Source organism: Flavobacterium sp., from assembly GCF_031423415.1.
In the GTDB taxonomy this organism is placed as follows: domain Bacteria; phylum Bacteroidota; class Bacteroidia; order Flavobacteriales; family Flavobacteriaceae; genus Flavobacterium.
Genome location: NZ_JANPFL010000173.1, coordinates 1 through 19,950, shown reverse-complemented (window position 1 = coordinate 19,950; position 19,950 = coordinate 1). Strand labels below are relative to the sequence as shown.

Sequence of the window (19,950 nt, the reverse complement as noted above, 5' to 3'; positions counted from 1 at the left end):
TTTATAGTTTGTTGTTAATAGTTTATTGTTTCATTAATAAAAATTGAATCCGATACAAAACTAACTGAACACTTTTTTCTAAGTCTTGTTACTGAACACTGAACACTTTTTTTATACTCTCCCTTTCAAGGAATTAAACACCCAAGCATTGGCCAAAAAACCCAAGCCAACAGCGGCAAATCCCCATCCTGCAACATCGTCATATCTAAAAGCGCCTAATCCGATTAACAATAATCCCATTAGTATCATTATCAAAGTGGCCCATCCTAAAATAGTGTTTTTGTTCATTCCCATAATTAAATTGTATTATATTTAGAAGTACAAATATCGTTATTTTTCGCTGCTAATTAAAAATTTTAAATAGCATTTCTCTCAACAAATCGGATTGAGGTAAAGCATTCGCTCCAACACCCTTACTTTTAACATCAATATCTCGCAAAGAACCTACAATCTGACTCACTTTTCGCATTGGATAATTTTTGAGTGCTATGTCATAATCCTTCAAGAAAAAGGGATTTACACCTAAGACAGCGGCAACATTTTTTGGATTTTTGTCTTTCAGTCCGTGGTATTTCAGCAATTGAACAAAGAAACTAAAAACCAAACTTGTAGTCATAATAATCGGATTGTCTTTCGGGTTTTGTGCAAAATTATCTGCAATGGTGTACGCTTTCAATTGGTTTTTATCACCAATGGCTTTTCGTAATTCGAATATATTGAAGTCCTTACTGAAACCTATATTTTCCTCAATATGATGGGGTGTAATCGTGCTGCCTTTCGGCAAAATGATTTGCAGTTTCTCTAATTCGTTGTTGATTTTACTTAAATCTGTTCCCAGAAATTCAACCAACATTGCATTGGCTTTGGGTTCAATGGAATAACTTTTCCCTGATAAAACACGCTTAATCCAGTCGCCTATCTGATTTTCGTATAACTTTTTGCTTTCAAAAAGAACTCCAGATTTTGCAATCAATTTGGATAATTTTTTGCGCTTGTCCAAAGTTTTGTATTTATAACAAAAAACCAAAACCGTAGATAGCATTGGGTTTTCAGCATAACTTTCGAGTTTGTCAATAGTTTTTGTCAAATCTTGAGCTTCTTTCACAATCACCACTTGGCGTTCCGCCATCATCGGATAGCGTTTGGCTGTTGAAACAATATCTTCAATTGTAACATCACGTCCATACAAAACGGTTTGATTGAATCCTTTTTCGTCTTCTGTCAACACATTTTGCTCAATATAATCGGATAATTTGTCGATATAATACGCTTCTTCACCCATCAAAAAATAGATAGGTTTGATCTTGCCCGCCTTGATGTCATTGACTATTTTTAAAACTTCGTCCATTATTCTTGGTTTCAAGTTTAAGGTTTCAAGTTTCAAGTTGCGCAACCTGAAACTTGAAACCTTAAACTAAATTAACTATTTTTGCCTTATGCAGCAACTCAATTTTCCTTCTTATTCTTTTCGTTTCAAAAATAGCGAAAATAAAGTGTCTATTTTCGACGAAATTAGGAAAAAATTCATCGTTCTCACTCCTGAAGAATGGGTTCGCCAACACGTAGTGCGATTTTTATTGGAAGATAAAAAATATCCAAAATCCTTAATCAACGTAGAGAAAGTTTTAAACGTCAACGGATTGCGAAAAAGATATGATGTTGTGGTTTTCAATCCTGATGGTTCCATCTTTGTTTTGGTGGAATGTAAAGCACCCGAAATTAAAACGGCTCAAGCGACTTTCGATCAAATCGCCCGTTATAATATGACTTTGAAAGCCCAATATTTGATGGTAACGAATGGTCATAATCACTACTTTTGTCAAATTGATTTTGAGAATGAAAAGTATGAGTTTTTGAAGGAGTTGCCGGATTATGGGGAAAAGATAAAAAAGTATTAATGTAGTTTATTTAGGGATTTTGCTGTAACTTCTAATGATTATCAATAACAATTCAACAATTTTATGATTCAAAATTTCATTCAATAGTTAGAAATTTTCAGGAAATTTTAGACTAAATCACACCAAAAAAAATAATTTGAAAACAAAAAAATATCTACTACTAATTCTATGCACAATATTATTTTCGTGTAGTAATGATGAAGATGAACCAATTTCTATTCCAAAACCAAATTTACAATCGGGTGTTGTTATTTCTTTTGATGATGATTATGTTGACGAATGGTTTGAAGTAAATAATATTTTACAAAAATACGATTGGAAAGCTACATTTTTTGTGACTAGATTTAATCAATTATCAGATGCTAAAATCCAAAAACTAAAAGTTTTAAAAAATGAAGGACACGAAATTGCGGGACATGGTTTGAATCACATAAATGCACCAACATTTATTTCATCTTTTGGCACAAGTGAATATCTTAATCAAGAAATTTTTCCAATGTTGAATTTGATGAAAAATAATGATTTATATCCGACTTCATTTGCTTATCCCTATGGAGCAAGAAACTCAACAACCGATAAATTATTACTAAATGAATTTCAAATCATAAGAGGAACAACTTATGGTAGTTCAAATCCCGCTTCTCAAAATTGTTATTACAACAAAAGTAGATTCGTTTTTGGTTTAGGAATTGATAAAAATTATTCGCATTATAGTATTCCATATTTTTTATCACTTCTAAAATATGCAAAAAATAATAATAAAATTGTTATTTTTTATGCTCACAAACCAGTATCGAGTTTTAAAAATGATTACGAAACTGAATATCAAACACTAATTGAACTATGTAATTATGTGAAAACAAATAATATGAAATTTTATAAAATATCTGAATTATATGATATTCAAAATAGTATATAAAACAATACAATTGAAAAATATCAGATCATAATCCTTGTAATAACCGAAAGTATTAAATGAAAACAGCCGTAGTTATCCTCAATTGGAATGGAACAAAATTATTGGAACAGTTCTTACCATCCATTGTAAAATATTCTCCAGAAGCCGATATTTATGTGGCCGACAATGCTTCGACCGATGATTCTGTTGCGTTTGTAAAAGCTAATTTTCCAACTATAAAAATCATTAAAAACGAAAGTAATTTTGGCTTTGCCCAAGGCTACAATGAAGCTTTAAAAAGTGTTGAAGCTGATATTTACGCGTTAGTGAATTCCGATATTGAAGTGACAGAAAACTGGTTACAACCCATCTTAGAAACTTTTGAAAACGAACCTAAAACAGCTATAATTCAACCTAAAATTTTAGATTTTAAACGCAAAGAATACTTTGAATACGCTGGCGCAGCTGGCGGATTTATGGATAAATACGGTTATATGTTTTGTCGTGGTCGCATTTTTGAAACTTTGGAACAGGATAACGGACAATACGACGACAATTGCGAAATATTTTGGGCTTCGGGAGCCTGTTTTTTTATCAGAAGTTCGATCTATACAGAGTTACACGGGTTCGATGCTGATTTTTTTGCCCATCAAGAAGAAATTGATTTGTGTTGGCGCGCTTTTAATAAAGGTCATATCATTAAATACAATTCAAAATCAACTGTTTATCACGTTGGAGGAGCAACTTTGCAACTCGAAAATCCAATGAAGACCTTTCTAAATTTTAGAAATTCATTGCTGATGATGGTAAAAAATTTACCAAAAAATCAGTTGTTTCCTGTGCTTTTTATTCGCCTCATTTTAGATGGAATTGCTGGAATACAATTTCTCTTTCGAGGGAAGTTCAAACATTTTTTAGCTGTTTTTAAGGCTCATTTTGCGTTTTATTCGCTATTTGCAAAAAATTATAATAAAAGAGATTTTTTTTACTACAAAAAATACTATAAAACTAAAAGTATTGTTTGTCTTTATTTTATTAGAAAAATTAAAGTATTTAGCACTATATTTGTGCTTAATAAATAGCAAAACTAACATTGTAGTTCACGTTTAATTAAAATTTTAATTTCTATGAAAAAAATTGTAATTGCCTTATCATTCTTTATGCTTTTAACTTCTTGTGTTTCTAAGAAACAATACGCTGCATTAGAAGCCAAAAATAAAGAAACTCAAGATTTATTGAATACTTGCACGATGAAATTGAATTCGTGTTTGGAAGAAAAAGCAGGTCTAAAAGCTAGTTTAGATGCAGCAAAAGAGAATAATCAATTTTTAATTTCCCAATCTAAAGATATGACTGTTTTGACTACAAAGGGAGCTCAAAACATCGAAAAAGCTTTAGAATCAATCAAAGAAAAAGATTTGAAAATCAGCAGAATGCAAGATGCTTTAACTAAAAAAGACAGTGTTACACTTGCTGTTGTAACTAGTTTGAAAAGTGCTGTTGGTATTTCAGATCCAGACATTGAAATCAATGTTGAAAAAGGAGTGGTTTTCATATCTATTGCTGACAAACTACTGTTCAAAAGCGGAAGCTATGACGTAACAGACAAAGCAAAAGGAGTTTTGGCGAAAGTTGCGAAAGTGGTAAATGACAAACCTGATTTTGAGTGTATGGTTGAAGGTCACACTGATAACGTTCCTTATATTGGAAATGGTGTGCTACTTGACAACTGGGATTTGAGCGTAAAACGTTCTACATCAATTATCCGTGTTTTAACTGGACAATTGGGAGTTAAACCGGAACAATTAATCGCAGCGGGAAGAAGCTCTTATATTCCGTTAGTGGCCAATGATACTGCCGAAAACAAAGCCCGTAACCGAAGAACTCGTATCGTTGTGTTACCAAAAATTGATCAATTCTATGATATGATAGAAAAAGAAATGAAAAAACAACAGTAGTAATAGTGGTCAGTGAACAGTATTTAGTGTTCATTGGTTTAGTAAACAGAAAACGTCTTGAGAAATCGAGACGTTTTTTTATGGATATTTATGAATATTAATTTTGAATATGTAACAACTGAACACTTATTAAAGAATATCCAAACTCCCTTTGCCTTCTCTCACAACTGTTGGCTCATAGCCCGATAAGTCAATAATGGTTGAGGCCAGATTATCTCCATATCCACCATCAATTACCACATCGACAAGGTTTTGCCATTTCTCGAAAATGAGTTCAGGATCTGTGGTGTATTCTATCAGTTCATCTTCATCACGGATTGACGTAGAAACAATAGGATTTCCCAATTGACGTACCATTTCTAAGGCAATGGAATTATCTGGAACACGTATTCCAACAGTGGTTTTCTTCTTAAATTCTTTTGGTAAACTATTATTTCCCGGTAAAATAAAGGTGTACGGACCTGGCAAAGCTCTTTTTAAAATCTTAAAAGTGGCGGTATCTATTTGCTTCACATAATCCGAAAGATTACTTAAATCATAACAGATAAAAGAAAAATTTGCTTTATCTAATTTTACACCCTTTATCTTGGCGATGCGCTCCAAAGCCTTGGTATTGGTAATATCACAACCCAAACCATACACTGTATCGGTTGGATAAATAACCAAACCGCCTTCCTTCAAAACCTTCACCACTTTGGCAATTGCCGCTTCGCTAGGTTTGTCTTCGTATATTTTAATGAATTGTGCCATTTTTTGTTTAAAATTAGATAAAGAATATAGCACTGTAAATACAACTATTTTTTATTGATAAGTAAAGGCAATAATTATTAGCATCACAGCGAGAGCCAAGTTTAGTTTTTCTTCTTTGTACATTATTTTGCTATATTTTACTATAATTTGATACCCAATCCACCAAAAAGGTAAATTTGTCAAACTAGTCCAATGTCCTAAATCTGGTACAAAATAGTAAAAGAAATAATCGTTGAACAAAGCAAAAGCAAAAAAATTAAACGCCACCTCTAACAGCAGCAAGAAGCCAGATTCTATGGCAAATGAAGCAAAAGGGTTTCTTTTTTGTTGTCGTTTTTTTAATTGATAGTTTTTATGAAAGCAAATATATACTGCTGCGTTGCCCCACATAATAGGACCATAAGAAGACGTGATTCCCTTATGAATAGGGAGAGTGCGATACTCCCAGATGACTTCATTAAAAGTTAATTCTATAAATTTAAATAAAAATAATTCGCCAAACATTCCAAACCAAGAGCCAAAAATAAAATAACTAAAAATTAATCTCCAATCAATGTCGATTTCTTTTTTTTGAAGCATTTTGTACCAAATATACAGTGGAATGTACTGTGCTAATGTAAAAATAAGTAGTTTAAAAACCATCGTCTGATCCATTAATACCATATTTTAATCTTTTTTAAATTTTAAATTCTAATACTATTATAAATTAAATTACCCAATCACATCCAATTTTGCAAATCGTAACAACAATTTTTTAATTCCACCCACTTCAAATTTGATTTCGGCTTTTTTGTCTGCACCAACACCTTCCAGATTCAATACTTCACCTTTTCCAAAGCGCTCGTGCATCACGATATGTCCAACTACCAATTTATTATCAAACAAATTAGCTCCACCCGACGTTGAATTACTAGAAACTGGTTTCAGTTTACGAATATTGATGTCGGGTTTCTGTTCGTTATTAGTAACATAATTGGGCGGCGTTCCTGCAATAGGTTTTGCTAATCGCAATTTAGATTTATCAACATCCCCGAAAATATCGCTGTCGATCATTGGTTTATAACGGTAATTATTTTCTTCTGGCGTCAAATATTCTAAATATTGCGAATCGATTTCTTCGATAAATCGTGAAGGTTCACTGTCGGTCAGTTTTCCCCAACGGTAACGCGATTGCGCATACGTCAAATAAGCTTGATGTTCTGCTCTGGTTAAAGCAACATAAAACAAACGACGTTCTTCTTCGAGTTCGCTTCGCGTGCTCATACTCATTGCGCTGGGAAACAAATCTTCTTCCATTCCAACCACAAAAACGTGTGGAAATTCTAATCCCTTGGCTAAATGAATGGTCATCAACGCTACACGATCTTCGTCGCTTGTATCTTTGTCTAAATCGGTGGCCAAAGCTACGTCTTCCATAAATTCGGATAAAGCGCCACGAGCACCGTCAATCTCTCTTTGCCCTTCGGTAAAATCCTTGATTCCGTTCAATAATTCTTCGATATTCTGAATTTTTGCCATTCCTTCCGGAGTTGCATCTTTTTTTAACTCCTGAACCAATCCAGTTTTTTTAGCTACGTGATCAGTGATATAAAAGGCATCTTGATTTTCATTGATGATCTGGAAACTTTGAATCATCGTTACAAAATCCTGCAATTTTTGTTTGGTTCCAGAATTTAGTTTCAAATCTATTTTATCAATATTCTGCATTACTTCAAAGATGGAACGCTTATAATGATTGGCGGCAACAGTCAATTTTTCAACCGTCGTATCTCCTATTCCACGAGCTGGATAATTGATCACTCGAACTAATGCTTCTTCATCTTTTGGATTGAGCACCAATCGTAAATAGCACAACACATCCTTGATTTCTTTTCTTTGATAAAAAGACAATCCACCGTAAATTCGATATGGAATATCTCTTTTTCTAAGCGCATCTTCCATGGCACGAGATTGCGCATTGGTACGGTACAAAATAGCAAATTGCCCATTTAGCATCTGGTGTTGCATCTTTTGTTCGAAAATCGTGCTGGCCACAAAACGCCCTTCTTCAGCATCGGTTAAGCTGCGATGCACTTTTATTTTGGGACCAAGATCATTGGCTGTCCAAACAATTTTGTCGAGTTTGGTTTTATTTTTATCAATTATCGTATTGGCTGCTTCCACAATATTTTTGGTCGAACGATAATTTTGCTCCAATCGAAAGGTTTTCACGCCTTCGTAATCTTTTTGGAAATTCAGAATGTTATTGATATTGGCACCACGGAACGCATAAATACTTTGGGCATCATCACCTACCACGCAAATATTTTGAAATTTATCTGATAAAGCTCGTACAATCAAATACTGCGAATGGTTCGTATCTTGGTACTCATCGACCAAAATATAACGGAAACGGTTCTGGTATTTCGCTAAAACTTCTGGGAAGCGAGTTAGTAATTCATTCGTTTTTAATAACAAATCGTCAAAATCCATCGCACCCGATTTGAAACAACGTTCTACATAATTTTGATAAATCTCGCCTAAACGAGGTTTTTTGCTCATCGCATCGGCTTCTTGTAATTCGGGGTTATTGAAATACGCTTTTACTGTGATTAAACTATTTTTATAAGAAGAAATTCTACTTAGTACCTGTTTCGGCTTGTAAACATCTCGGTCCAGTTGCATTTCTTTGATAATAGCCGAAATCGCTCGAACAGAATCCTGCGTATCATAAATAGTAAAATTAGAAGGATAACCCAACTTATCGGCCTCGGAACGAAGAATCCGTGCAAAAACCGAGTGAAAAGTGCCCATCCAAAGATTCTTAGCTTCATTGGAACCCACAATATCAGAGATACGCTTTTTCATTTCGCGTGCCGCTTTATTGGTAAAAGTCAGGGACAAAATACTGAAAGCATCCACACCTAAACTCATCAAATAGGCAATACGAATAGTCAACACTCGAGTTTTTCCTGAACCTGCGCCGGCAATAATAATCATTGGCCCGTCTTTTTGGAGTACAGGTTCGCGTTGCGCTTCATTAAGTTGATCGATGTATTTCTGCATAAAATTTCTATTGAATGCAAAAATAAGGATTTAAGATTTAGAAATTTGATTTATATAAAATCAAAATGCTTGTTTTTTTTGATGTTTATTTTTGAAAGACAATAAATTAATAACTATTTCAACTGAGTTTAAATCCCTACTTTTCTAGTTAAAATTTAACTATCTGTAGAAAGCACTTCGGTTAATGAACTTTTTAAACTATCTATTCATAATTAAACACCTTCATTACAATACGATTAATTTTTTTTGCGTCCTTTTTTTATAAAATAAACATAAACAACATATTTTTTACTAATTTGCATCAAATTAATATTTTTCCAAATGACCAATATCACTAGACTATTTGATTTTCCTTATTACCAATTAGAGCACTACAATATTCCAGATGCTTTAGTTACTAAATATAACGGAGACTGGATAAAAACTTCTACACAAGAATATATCGATAAAGCAAATGCTATTTCGAGAGGATTGCTACGATTAGGCATTAATAAAAATGATAAAATTGCTATTATATCCTCCAATAATAGAACAGAATGGTATATAATGGATGTTGGAATATTGCAAATAGGTGCACAAACCGTTCCCATATATCCAACGATTTCAGAAAACGATTACGAATATATTTTAAATCATTCTGAAGCAATATATTGTTTTGTTTCGGACGATGAAGTGTTACAAAAGATAAATGCAATTAAAAAAAACGTCCCAAATCTATTAGAAATTTATTCATTTAACGAAATTAAAAGTTGTAAAAACTGGAGCGAAATAGTAGATTTAGGAAAAGACACGAGTAATCAAGATGTTGTAGAAGATAGAAAAAATAATGTTAAACCATTAGAATTAGCTACAATAATTTACACTTCCGGAACCACTGGAAAACCTAAAGGCGTAATGCTTTCGCATAATAATATTGTTTCTAACGTTTTAGATTCATCAGACAGAATACCATTTGATGTAGGAAAAAGTCGTGCGTTGAGTTTTTTACCAATTTGTCATATTTATGAAAGAATGGTAACCTATATTTATCAGTATTATGGTTGTGCAATTTATTTTGGAGAATCAATAGAAAAAATCTCTGATAACATAAAAGAAGTTCAACCAACAGTAATGACTGGTGTTCCGAGACTTATTGAGAAAGTTTATGACAAAATTATAGCAAAAGGTTCAGAACTTACTGGTGTAAAAAAGAAATTGTTCTTTTGGGCAGTCAATATTGGTCTAAAATATGAACCCAACGGAGCAAATGGCTGGTGGTATGAAATGCAATTAAAGCTAGCTAGAAAACTTATTTTTAGCAAATGGAAAGCTGGATTAGGAGGAAAACTGGACTTAATTGTAAACGGTAGTGCTGCACTTCAACCTCGACTTGCAAGAATATTTGCAGCAGCAGAAATACCAGTAATGGAAGGCTACGGATTGTCCGAAACTTCGCCAGTAATATCTGTAAATGATCAACGAAACAGAGGTTTCAAAATTGGAACAGCCGGAAAAATAATCAACAATGTTAAGGTAAAAATTGCTGCCGATGGCGAAATTCTTTGTAAAGGTCCCAATGTAATGATGGGTTATTTTAAAGACGAAGTTTTAACCAAAGAAGCCATTGTAGATGGCTATTTTCATACAGGAGATATTGGCGAAATTGATTCTGAAGGATTCTTGAAAATTACCGATAGAAAAAAAGAAATGTTTAAAACATCGGGAGGAAAATACATTTCGCCACAACTACTCGAGAATGCTATGAAGCAATCCCGTTTTATCGAACAGATTATGGTTATTGGCGATGGGCAAAAAATGCCAGCAGCATTTATTCAACCTAATTTTGAGTTTGTGAAGTCTTGGCAACAAATACACGGAATCAAGGTAGGGTCAACTAACGAAGAAATTATTTCAAATCCAAAGGTAATTGAACGTATTCAAGATGAAATTGATGTTGTTAATGAAAAATTTGGAAACTGGGAAAAAATCAAACGTTTTGAATTAACACCTGATATTTGGTCTATTGACGGAGGACATTTAACACCAACAATGAAATTAAAACGGAAAATTGTTATGGAAAAGTACAAAGATTTATTTGCTAAAATTTATAATTAACTTTTTAGAGTATTCAACTATGAAAATAAAACTATTCATTTGCTCACTACTATTTATCCAATTTTTTTCTGGTTGCAAAGAAAGTAAACCTCAGGATTCTATTAAAGAGAATTATAATGATTACTCCAAAAGTGATGATCAATCTACTGGCGGTATCAAAATGATTCCCATCGATACTCCTATTGGAAAATTTAACGTTTGGACCAAGAGAGTTGGTAATAATCCAAAAATAAAAGTGCTTCTACTTCACGGTGGTCCTGGAGGAACTCACGAATTCTTCGAAAGTTTTGACGGCTATTTTCCAAACGAAAGTATTGAATATATCTACTATGACCAATTAGGTTCTTATTATAGTGACCAACCCAATGACAATCGCTTATGGACAACAGAACGTTTTGTCGAAGAAGTAGAACAGGTAAGGAAAGCTTTGAAATTAGACAATTCTAATTTTTATTTGTTAGGACAATCTTGGGGCGGAATTCTGGCTATGGAATATGCATTAAAATACCAAAAAAATCTAAAAGGCCTTATCATTTCTAATATGATGGCTAGCGCTCCGGCTTATAATAAATATGCGGAGGAAGTCTTGGGTCCAAAATTGCCGCCAGCGGTATTTAGCCAAATAAAAACCTTCGAAAAAAACAAAGATTACACTAATCCTAAATATACTGAACTTCTTTTTAAATATTATTACACTGAACATATTCTTAGAATGCCGATTGAAAAATGGCCGGAATCCATCAACAGAGCTTTCAAACATTTGAATCCAAATGTATATGTTTATATGCAGGGTCCGAGTGAGTTTGGAATCACTGGTGATGCTACTTTAAAAAATTGGGATATCACAGACCAACTTAAAACGTTAACGGTTCCAGCATTGGTCATTGGTTCTCAATACGACACTATGGATCCAAAACACATGGAATGGATTTCGAAAGAAGTACAAAATGGGCGATTTTTATACTGTCCAAATGGTAGTCATTGCTCCCAATACGACGATCAGGAACATTATTTTCCGGGTTTGATTAAATTCTTGAAAGACGTTGATAGCGGTGATTTCCTTAAATCACTTTAATAAATCACTTACTATTAGATCTTTCCATAGTACATGGCTTTTACGATTCCGTCTGAAAGTCCAATTTTTGGAACATATATATTTCTTGCACCACTCCATTTCATTGCATTGAGATAGATTTGTGTTGCAGGAATAATTACATCGGAACGGTCAGGATTCAAACTCAATTCGGAAATTCTTTGTTCGTAAGTCAGTGAATTTAAAAAAGCATATTGCGAATTCAAATAGATATATGACAAGGGTTTATCTTGTAATTTTCCAGACATTTTGAATAATTTATTGATGTTTCCGCCAGAACCAATTAGAATTACTTCATCATAATCTTTGGTGTTCAGTTTTATCCATTTTTCCATTTCTTCCCAAACAATATCACATACCATTTTGTTTAGAAAACGAACTGTTCCAGCTTTGAATGATTTAGAAACTACAATTTTGCCGTTCGAGAAAAGTGAAAATTCAGTGCTACCGCCACCAACATCAACATATAAATATGTTTTGTCGGATTTTAGAAGATGATGTAAATCAGTAGAAGCTATAATAATTGCTTCTTTTTTTCCATCAATTATTTCAATATCAATACCTGCCTTTTCTTTTATAATTTCAACAACTTCTTGTCCATTATAAGCTTCGCGCATTGCCGAAGTCGCTAAAGCTCTATAATCTTCTACTTTATGAACCTTCATCAAAAGTCGAAAGGCTTTCATGGCATCAATCATTCTGTCGATGTTTTCTTCCGATATTTCACCAACGGTAAAGGAATCTTGTCCCAAACGAATGGGTACCCGAACTAAGGAGTTTTTATTAAATTGGGCTTCTTTTCCTTCTTGTTCAACAATATAAGTAATCAATAAGCGCATGGCATTTGAACCAATATCAATTGCTGCATATTTTTTTATATTTAGAATTGCCTCTTTACTTGTAATACGTTCAGTTGAATTCAACATTAATTTTTATTTTATTTATTGAAGTGATTTAAACTTTTTCCATTAAACATTTTCGTGATTTAGTTCTACTTTATTGAGATAATAATTATAGGTTTCAAATTGCGCTCTAAAAATAGGTTCATACCCTTTACGAACTCTATATTTATTATCTAATTTTTGGGAATGATAACGTGCCTTCACATTTCCTTTCCATCCTATATCAAATATTTCGATCAATTCTTTTTTAATTTTTTCGTCATAAATAGGACAAGTAACTTCAACTCTACCGTCAAGATTTCTGGTCATAAAATCTGCAGACGAAATATAAACCTCAGGATCTCCTTCATTACCAAAAATATATATTCTGGAATGCTCAAGATAATTATCTACAATACTTATGGCTTCAATATTTTCACTCATGCCAGACAAACCTGGAATTAATGAACAAATTCCTCGTACTTCAAGTTGTATTTTTACACCTGCATTACTGGCGTCATATAGTTTATCAATCATTTCAAAATCTGATAAACTATTCATTTTCAACTTTATGTAAGCCACTTTTCCGTTTAGTGCATTTGTAATTTCTCTATCTATCATTCGATTAAAACGAGATCGGGTGTAATGTGGGGAAACTATTAAATGCTTATATCTGTACAATCTGTAATTGATATCGAAAAACTCAAAAACTTTGGAAGCATCTTTGAGAATCTGTTGATGACTAGTCAATAGAGTCACATCAGTATATATCTTGGCGGTCTGCTCGTTGAAATTTCCCGTAGAAATAAAACCATACCTTTTTATTGAATCCTCCTCTTGTCTTTCGATAACGCAAATTTTACTGTGTACTTTCAAGCCTTTTATTCCGAAAATAAGATTAATCCCTTCGGTTTGCATTTGTTCCGCATACGATATATTTGAAGCTTCGTCAAAACGTGCTTGCAATTCAATTTGAACTGTCACTTTTTTGCCGTTCTTAGCCGCATTAATTAGTGAACTGATTATTTGAGAATTTTTGGCTAATCGGTATAAAGTGATTTTAATGGAAATCACACTGGGATCTAAAGCAGATTCACGTAAAAACTTGGTTAGATAAGAAAAAGACTGAAAAGGTGCGTGAATCAAATAATCCTTTTTGCTGATTTTCTTCAAGATGCTTCCTTCGAGATTTAGTCCTGGAACCGGCAATGGTTGATTTGTTGTATAAAGTAAATCATATCTTCCGAGATTAGGAAATTTCATGTAATCTCTTCTATTGTGGTATTTCCCGCCTGGAATAATGCTGTCTGAGGAAATTATATGCATTTTTCCAAGAATAAATTGCAGCGTATCTTCTTCAATCAATTCATCATATATAAAACGAACAGGTTCACCTATTCGTCTGTCTTTTACACTTGCAGCGATTTTTTCAAGCATACTTTTACTCAGGTCACTGTCCATTTCTAATTGTGCATCACGAGTAATTTTTATCATGTGAGCAGATACACTGTCGTAATCAAAAATATTAAAAATACTTCCTAAATTATGTCTGATCACATCATCGATTAATATCACATATTGTTTTTCATTATTCGAGGGCAAAACAACAAATCGATTGATGGTATTAGGAATTTCAATCATTGCATAATGAACCTCATTATTATCTTTCATTACCAATTTTACGGCTAAGTATCCTACTGAATCTTTCAGAATAGGAAATTCGGCCAAATCATTTAAAATGATGGTAATCAATTCAGGACTTAGTTTTTGAATAAAAAAATCTTTTAAGTACGCTTCTTGCTCAGCCGATATATTATTTTCATCTATAATATATATATTTTCGGTTTCGAGTTTAGTTTCAATAATTTTTAAAATCCGCAAACTTTCGGCTTGTTGTTCAATAACTATTTGGGTAATTTCCTTTAATAATTGATGAGCTGAAATTCCTCCAAAAAGATTTTTACCCGATATTCCAGACAAACTTAACCGTCTTACCGCCGCAAAACGAACACGAAAGAACTCATCTAAATTATTTGAAAAAATACCTAAAAAACGCAATCTTTCTAATAATGGTACGGTATCATCTGCTGACTCTTGTAAAACTCTTGCATTAAAGTTTAACCAACTTTTTTCTCTTTCTATATATTCGTACTTGTTCACTCTTTTTGTTTTAAATTTTTTGGAAACATTATTTTTATTGTTTTTCCTGTATCTAATTTTTCCCAACTATCCGTTTCAAATTGCAACCAAACTAATCCTGATGTTGGAACGTTAGCTATTATTACAGTGCCAAATTTATTAACAAAATTGGTAATGGCATCATTATGACCAAAAAGAATAACGTTATCATAATCCTTGTTAATTGATTTTATAAACTTTTCTAATTTATTTTCATCAAAGGTATAAAGATCGGCACTAAAAAAGATACGATCTAAAGGATGTAAAATAGTCTTTGCAAAAATCGATGCGGTTTCACGAGCTCGTTTTGCAGGACTAGAAAATAGTATCAGTGTAGCGGGTAAAAATTTTATACTTTCTTTTGCAACTAAAGTTATATCGTCAATTCCTCGTTGTGCCAAAGGTCTTTCGATGTCTTGGACAAAACTATCCCAACTGGATTTTGCATGTCGTATAAGAATAAGATTTTTGCTAGTCATTTTTTAGTATAAAGTAGCACCTGCGATTTTAAATTTCAAACAAATTACAAAATATATTTTGATAATTAGTCTAATATTCTAAAAATTCAAGAAAAATCTTGACTAAGATTACTTTATATTTTGGCGGTGAGCACTAAAATTTTCGTATTTTTAAAATAAATAGCTCACAAAAATATTTAAATCAAGTTAACACCTTTAAAAAGAGGTATTTTTGCATAATAAAAACAAATCTTTAATTTGTTTTATAAAATGAATTTTAAAATAAAACACTATGTTTCGCCACAGAGGTAAAGACAGGACTTTTGCTCACGATTTGAGATTGGCGATTTTATTGTCCTTTGTTGCAGGATTGGTCAATATTACGGGTGTTTTAGCTTTAAAAACGTTGACTACCAATGTAACCGGCCATTTCGCTTTTTTTGCAGAAGAGATAATGAGACACGATTATACTACAGCAATTACCTTTTTTCTATTTACCATTTTTTTTCTATTAGGTTCCTTTCTCTCCAGTTTTTTGCAGGAATTAATTGCATTAAAAAATCCCGATTGGTCGCACATTTTACCAATTACATTGGAAATGGTGATCCTAATTTCGGTAGGTATTTTCGGGACTAGTTCGGGTTTATTCACTTTAGATGGAAAATTGACTGCTTTTTTTATGCTGCTTGCTATGGGAATTCAGAATTCTTTAGTAACCAATATTTCTAGAGCGACCGTTAGAACTACCCATTTAACAGGACTATTTACAGATTTAGGAATTGAATTGTCGCAGTTGTTTTTTTATAAAAAAGTCGAAGAGGTAAAAAAGTTGAAAACGAGTATATTTCTGCGATTAGCCATCATTTCTTTCTTTTTCTTAGGGTGCTTTTTTGGTGGACTTATCTACCAAATACTGGAAATAAAAACGCTGTTTGTTGCTGCCTTTGTACTTCTTATTGCGCAATGGTATGATTTTTTACGGCTAAAATTCCATCTGCTGAAAAGGAAAACCTTTCATCAATAGTGCTATAACATCCCATTGTATTTTCTAATAAACCACTCAGAAGAAAGTGTAATTGCAATTAAAACTAGTAACCAAATCCAATCAATCAAAGGGGTTTTGGCAATAATTTCTTTTTGAATCGCTTTGTAATTTTCATTTTCCAATAGTGATTTAATCAAAGAATCTACCTGATCTGGATAATACACTTTACCTTGAGTTTGCGCAGCTAGCTGTTGTAATTTTTCAACATCAGGATTAACAAATTGTTTTTCGATGTCAAAATCCAGAATTTCGAAATGACCAGAATAGCTCGTTTTTGAATTCAATTCCTTTACCGAAAAATTATATCCACCTGCCGCAAGTCCAGCCAAATTTACTTTAAAGGAATTGTTGCCCTTTAGTAAATCGTAGTTTACCGTTTGCTTTGTTTTGCTATTGGTAACTGAAATAGTCAAGCGCGCCTTCTCGTCAAACTCGTAGTTTTTGTTGAAATATTGCGCCGAAATTTCTATTGATTCGCCTGAATTATAGAAACTTTCGTGATGAACCACCAATGATTTTCTAGCATCGTTAGATGCCAAAAACTGAATAATTTTATCCACAAAAACATCAAATTTTTCAAAAGATTGATTGTCGATATGGCTTTGTAAACGCCATTTCCAACTGTTTTCTCCCAACAAAAAAGCAGAACGCTTGCCTTGATTTTCATCGAAAGCCAATAATGGCGAGTTCGTTTCTATAGTTCTGATTCTTGACGAAAGCAAAGTCGAAACCGTCCCCTTTGTTGTTATCGAGCCAAAAGAATTTTGCAAAGGCGGAAAATTTTCGAAGCCTAAATTATCAAGTGCAAAAAGATTAAACTGCGAATTGAATTGCGCCAAATAATCTTCTTTTTGACCACTCATCTTAAAAACCAAACTATTTTGTTGTTGGTTCAAAAAATTGAAATCAGTGCTATTTCCAGTAACAATAAAAGTATTAATGCCCGCTAATTTGTTCTTCTCCAATACAGACTTGAATTCGGTTGTGGGTTGATACAAAATCAGAACATCATAATCTTGTAATGAATTGATTGAATTTGGTTTAACTAAAGTTACTTTTCGTTGTGCATTACTTTCAATGGCTCGTTTTAATGCACCTAAATCAGGGTGATTAATGGCAGAAACAATCGCTATATTGGTCTTTTGATCGATGATTTCAACCGCAAAATTCTTGGTATTGTTGTACCTGTTCTTTTCTTTTTCTTTGGACGAAATTGTCGCTTTAAACACTTGTAATCCAACCTTATCTGCAGGAAGTAACACATTTATAATTACCGAATTTTTTGATGGAGAAAATGCTACGTTTTGTTTAACCAAAACGGAACTCCCTTGCGAAATACTAAAATTGGCTGTTACACTTTTGTTTCCAGAATAATTCAAAAATACTTCAACAGGGAATTTATTCTTCTGAAAAGCATATTTATTGACGTTCAATTGCGTAACTTTTAAATCCAAGAATTTCGTTGTATCTCCTACAACCAGTGGATATATTTTATTGTTGGCGTCAAAAGAATACACATAGTCATTTCCAGAAGTTTGGTTTCCATCCGTAATTAAAACCGTTGGAAAAGTGGTGTTTTTATAAATGCTTTTCAGGTTCTTGGCAACTTCATCGATATTGGTTTGAGTTCCTTTGAAATTTATCCCGATAGCTATCGGGACTTCCGATTGTTGAAACTCAGTATCAAATTGATACGATTGCATTTCAAATTTCTCTTGTAAATCCTTGTTTTGAGATACTATTTTATACAATTCCAATGCCTTTTCGTTGGCTTTCAAATCCATAATCGAGCTCGAATTGTCCATCACGATGGGTAAAGGAGTTTTGATAGTTTCCAGCGTTTTCCGGCTAATTATCGGATTAATCAACAGCAGCAAAATCCCAAAAATGGATAAAAAACGCAAAAAAGCCAAAACCAAATGCACTTTCGACTTGGTTTTGGCTTTGTAATAATATTGAAAAAACGACAAACCGCCTGATACTGCTAATGAAAGTAGGAGAAATAGAATGGTGTTTGTAGTCATTTTTTTTGATTAAAAGATTAAAAATTGAAAGATTAAAAAATTACAGTAATCTTTCAATTTTTCAATTTTAAAATCATTAAATTTTTAAGTAAGCATTCCTCCGCAAACATTCAAAACTTGTCCTGTAATATAAGTGCTCATATCGGAGGCCAAGAAAAGACATGCATTGGCAACATCTTCGGTTGTTCCGCCACGCTTTAATGGGATTCCTTCTCTCCAACCTTTTACGACTTCTTCGCTCAACTTGGCGGTCATTTCAGTTTCTATAAATCCGGGTGCAATAGCATTGCAACGAATATTTCTGGAACCTAATTCCAAGGCAACTGATTTTGTAAATCCTATGGCTCCGGCTTTAGAAGCTGCATAATTAGTTTGACCGGCATTGCCAGAAACGCCTACCACCGAACTAATATTGATGATAGAACCAGCGCGTTGTTTCAAGAACGTTCTTTGAATGGCTTTGGTCATATTAAAAACCGATTTCAAGTTTACATTGATGACTTGGTCAAAATCAGCTTCCGACATCCGCATCAATAAGTTGTCTTTCGTAATTCCAGCATTGTTAATTAAGATATCGACCGTGCCAAATTCGGCTAAAACGTTGTCTACAAAAGTTTGGGCTTCATTAAAATCGGCAGCATTCGATTGGTAGCCTTTGGCTTTGATTCCCATTGCGTTCAATTCGTTTTCTAACGCTTGCGCAGATTCTACTGATGAACTGTAAGTGAATGCCACGTTGGCACCGTGTTTCGCAAAAACTTCTGCTATACCTCTTCCTATTCCGCGACTTGCACCGGTAATGATGGCTACTTTTCCTTCGAGTAATTTCATTTTTATATATTTTTTTTAGGAACCCTGCCGGCAGGCAGGCAATTATTTACTGCTATTCGTTGCAATCTGTCATTGCGAGGAACGAAGCAATCTTTACTTTATTCTGAACTAATTTACAGCTGCCAAATATAACAATAATTGTGGGTTTGAAAAAAAATACTTTTTCAATTAGCCTTACAAAAAAATTGTCGCCAAAGTCTAATTTTGTTTGTTTATCGACCAGCTGTCCGAAGTGTTCAATCAAAAGAAAACGTTCTTAAAACTATTGGAATCGCACAGCAGGGTTTTGACTGCTGTTATGCTGCGTTGTTTGCGATTGGCTTGATATTCTCCAAACTATGTTTTTTAGAATTACATTCTTCTTCCAAATCATAATCATCTTGTAGTCCAAGCCAAAACTTTGCGCTGGTGCCTAAATATTTAGAAAGTCTCAAAGCTGTATCGGCAGTAATTCTGCGATTTCCTTTAAGAATTTCACTAACTCTTGTCTGCGGAATAAAAGTTTCTTTAGACAAGCGATAAGCCGTAATTCCCAGCGGTTCAAGAAACTCTTCTTTTAAAACTTCTCCAGGATGTATGTTTTTTAAATTTTCCATAACTTTTAATTTTAATGATAATCTACAATTTGCACTTCAAAAGCATTATCGTTTTCCCACTTAAATAGTCAACCCTTAAAAAGAGCTATTTTTAATTTCCACAAAAATAGGAATATTATTTTCAGGATAGAAGTTGAACAAATAATTAAGCCAAAAAACAATTTGTTCCTTGATTTGGTTGAATCGGAGCTTAAAATTGTA

18 protein-coding genes are annotated in these 19,950 nt (G+C 33.2%); 7 read left to right on the top strand and 11 right to left on the bottom strand.

Features of this window, described 5'->3' with window-relative positions; genetic code table 11:
- Positions 1–111 precede the first annotated feature (111 nt).
- Positions 112–294, bottom strand: coding sequence for a CAL67264 family membrane protein (locus tag RMO83_RS14700; RefSeq protein ID WP_133274890.1), 183 nt, complete (start codon positions 292–294; stop codon positions 112–114).
- A gap of 49 nt (positions 295–343) precedes the next feature.
- Entirely contained in the window at positions 344–1,348 is a 1,005-nt protein-coding gene (gene holA / locus RMO83_RS14695; protein WP_310560452.1) for a DNA polymerase III subunit delta, read from the bottom strand.
- An 88-nt stretch (positions 1,349–1,436) separates the two neighbouring features.
- On the opposite strand from holA, the gene RMO83_RS14690 reads away from it, so the two are divergent.
- The 4 genes from RMO83_RS14690 to RMO83_RS14675 all read left to right on the top strand — a co-directional run bounded on the left by RMO83_RS14690 (position 1,437) and on the right by RMO83_RS14675 (position 4,754).
- The gene (locus RMO83_RS14690; protein WP_310560451.1) at positions 1,437–1,898 is read left to right on the top strand and encodes a type I restriction enzyme HsdR N-terminal domain-containing protein; all 462 of its coding nucleotides are present in this window, start codon (positions 1,437–1,439) and stop codon (positions 1,896–1,898) included.
- Positions 1,899–2,034: 136 nt separating this feature from the next.
- Positions 2,035–2,817, top strand: coding sequence for a polysaccharide deacetylase family protein (locus RMO83_RS14685; RefSeq protein ID WP_310560450.1), 783 nt, complete (start codon positions 2,035–2,037; stop codon positions 2,815–2,817).
- A 56-nt stretch (positions 2,818–2,873) separates the two neighbouring features.
- Positions 2,874–3,878, top strand: a complete 1,005-nt coding sequence (locus RMO83_RS14680; protein ID WP_310560449.1) for a glycosyltransferase family 2 protein — start codon at positions 2,874–2,876, stop codon at positions 3,876–3,878.
- 45 nt (positions 3,879–3,923) lie between these two features.
- Complete coding sequence (locus tag RMO83_RS14675; RefSeq protein WP_310560448.1) at positions 3,924–4,754, top strand: OmpA family protein; 831 nt, start codon at positions 3,924–3,926, stop codon at positions 4,752–4,754.
- Positions 4,755–4,883: 129 nt separating this feature from the next.
- Here the strand turns inward: RMO83_RS14675 and RMO83_RS14670 are convergent, their stop codons facing one another.
- From RMO83_RS14670 to RMO83_RS14660, 3 genes are read right to left on the bottom strand one after another with little or no spacing between them, the layout of a single operon-like run.
- A complete protein-coding gene (locus RMO83_RS14670) occupies positions 4,884–5,504 on the bottom strand; it encodes an L-threonylcarbamoyladenylate synthase (RefSeq protein ID WP_310560447.1) in 621 nt (206 codons plus the stop codon).
- A 51-nt stretch (positions 5,505–5,555) separates the two neighbouring features.
- Positions 5,556–6,167: a hypothetical protein gene (locus tag RMO83_RS14665; RefSeq protein WP_310560446.1), complete on the bottom strand. Its 612-nt coding sequence runs from the start codon at positions 6,165–6,167 to the stop codon at positions 5,556–5,558.
- A gap of 48 nt (positions 6,168–6,215) precedes the next feature.
- A complete protein-coding gene (locus tag RMO83_RS14660) occupies positions 6,216–8,549 on the bottom strand; it encodes a UvrD-helicase domain-containing protein (protein WP_310560445.1) in 2,334 nt (777 codons plus the stop codon).
- Between the two features lie 321 nt (positions 8,550–8,870).
- Here RMO83_RS14660 and RMO83_RS14655 point away from each other — a divergent pair, with 321 nt between their 5' ends.
- Both RMO83_RS14655 and RMO83_RS14650 read left to right on the top strand, forming a co-directional pair.
- On the top strand, positions 8,871–10,643 hold the full coding sequence (locus RMO83_RS14655) for a long-chain fatty acid--CoA ligase (protein ID WP_310560444.1): 1,773 nt from the start codon (positions 8,871–8,873) through the stop codon (positions 10,641–10,643).
- Positions 10,644–10,662: 19 nt separating this feature from the next.
- A complete protein-coding gene (locus tag RMO83_RS14650) occupies positions 10,663–11,718 on the top strand; it encodes a proline iminopeptidase-family hydrolase (RefSeq protein WP_310560443.1) in 1,056 nt (351 codons plus the stop codon).
- 14 nt (positions 11,719–11,732) lie between these two features.
- Here the strand turns inward: RMO83_RS14650 and RMO83_RS14645 are convergent, their stop codons facing one another.
- From RMO83_RS14645 to RMO83_RS14635, 3 genes are all read right to left on the bottom strand, one after another.
- The gene (locus tag RMO83_RS14645) at positions 11,733–12,623 is read right to left on the bottom strand and encodes an exopolyphosphatase (RefSeq protein ID WP_310560461.1); all 891 of its coding nucleotides are present in this window, start codon (positions 12,621–12,623) and stop codon (positions 11,733–11,735) included.
- 81 nt (positions 12,624–12,704) lie between these two features.
- Positions 12,705–14,777 (bottom strand): polyphosphate kinase 1, encoded by a 2,073-nt coding sequence (gene ppk1 / locus RMO83_RS14640; RefSeq protein ID WP_310560442.1) that lies wholly within the window; start codon positions 14,775–14,777, stop codon positions 12,705–12,707.
- Positions 14,774–15,274 carry a histidine phosphatase family protein gene (locus tag RMO83_RS14635; protein WP_310560441.1) on the bottom strand — a complete coding sequence of 167 codons (501 nt, stop codon included), beginning with the start codon at positions 15,272–15,274 and terminating at the stop codon, positions 14,774–14,776. The genes ppk1 and RMO83_RS14635 overlap by 4 nt, the downstream gene beginning before the upstream one ends.
- A gap of 271 nt (positions 15,275–15,545) precedes the next feature.
- On the opposite strand from RMO83_RS14635, the gene RMO83_RS14630 reads away from it, so the two are divergent.
- A complete protein-coding gene (locus RMO83_RS14630; RefSeq protein ID WP_310560440.1) occupies positions 15,546–16,277 on the top strand; it encodes a YoaK family protein in 732 nt (243 codons plus the stop codon).
- Between the two features lie 2 nt (positions 16,278–16,279).
- On the opposite strand, the gene RMO83_RS14625 is transcribed toward RMO83_RS14630, so the two are convergent.
- The 3 genes from RMO83_RS14625 to RMO83_RS14615 all read right to left on the bottom strand — a co-directional run bounded on the left by RMO83_RS14625 (position 16,280) and on the right by RMO83_RS14615 (position 19,749).
- Positions 16,280–18,322: a hypothetical protein gene (locus RMO83_RS14625; RefSeq protein WP_310560439.1), complete on the bottom strand. Its 2,043-nt coding sequence runs from the start codon at positions 18,320–18,322 to the stop codon at positions 16,280–16,282.
- An 84-nt stretch (positions 18,323–18,406) separates the two neighbouring features.
- Entirely contained in the window at positions 18,407–19,153 is a 747-nt protein-coding gene (gene fabG, locus RMO83_RS14620; RefSeq protein ID WP_310560438.1) for a 3-oxoacyl-[acyl-carrier-protein] reductase, read from the bottom strand.
- A gap of 296 nt (positions 19,154–19,449) precedes the next feature.
- The gene (locus RMO83_RS14615) at positions 19,450–19,749 is read right to left on the bottom strand and encodes a HigA family addiction module antitoxin (protein ID WP_310560437.1); all 300 of its coding nucleotides are present in this window, start codon (positions 19,747–19,749) and stop codon (positions 19,450–19,452) included.
- Between the last annotated feature and the right edge of the window lie 201 nt (positions 19,750–19,950).

Coding starts and splice junctions, on each gene's coding strand:
- RMO83_RS14690 (WP_310560451.1), top strand. CDS start 1,437: ATGCAGCAACTCAATTTTCCTTCTTATTCTTTTCGTTTCAAAAATAGC.
- RMO83_RS14670 (WP_310560447.1), bottom strand. CDS start 5,504: ATGGCACAATTCATTAAAATATACGAAGACAAACCTAGCGAAGCGGCA.
- RMO83_RS14650 (WP_310560443.1), top strand. CDS start 10,663: ATGAAAATAAAACTATTCATTTGCTCACTACTATTTATCCAATTTTTT.
- RMO83_RS14665 (WP_310560446.1), bottom strand. CDS start 6,167: ATGGTATTAATGGATCAGACGATGGTTTTTAAACTACTTATTTTTACA.
- RMO83_RS14675 (WP_310560448.1), top strand. CDS start 3,924: ATGAAAAAAATTGTAATTGCCTTATCATTCTTTATGCTTTTAACTTCT.
- RMO83_RS14655 (WP_310560444.1), top strand. CDS start 8,871: ATGACCAATATCACTAGACTATTTGATTTTCCTTATTACCAATTAGAG.
- holA (WP_310560452.1), bottom strand. CDS start 1,348: ATGGACGAAGTTTTAAAAATAGTCAATGACATCAAGGCGGGCAAGATC.
- RMO83_RS14630 (WP_310560440.1), top strand. CDS start 15,546: ATGTTTCGCCACAGAGGTAAAGACAGGACTTTTGCTCACGATTTGAGA.
- RMO83_RS14700 (WP_133274890.1), bottom strand. CDS start 294: ATGGGAATGAACAAAAACACTATTTTAGGATGGGCCACTTTGATAATG.
- fabG (WP_310560438.1), bottom strand. CDS start 19,153: ATGAAATTACTCGAAGGAAAAGTAGCCATCATTACCGGTGCAAGTCGC.
- RMO83_RS14680 (WP_310560449.1), top strand. CDS start 2,874: ATGAAAACAGCCGTAGTTATCCTCAATTGGAATGGAACAAAATTATTG.
- RMO83_RS14625 (WP_310560439.1), bottom strand. CDS start 18,322: ATGACTACAAACACCATTCTATTTCTCCTACTTTCATTAGCAGTATCA.
- RMO83_RS14635 (WP_310560441.1), bottom strand. CDS start 15,274: ATGACTAGCAAAAATCTTATTCTTATACGACATGCAAAATCCAGTTGG.
- RMO83_RS14615 (WP_310560437.1), bottom strand. CDS start 19,749: ATGGAAAATTTAAAAAACATACATCCTGGAGAAGTTTTAAAAGAAGAG.
- RMO83_RS14660 (WP_310560445.1), bottom strand. CDS start 8,549: ATGCAGAAATACATCGATCAACTTAATGAAGCGCAACGCGAACCTGTA.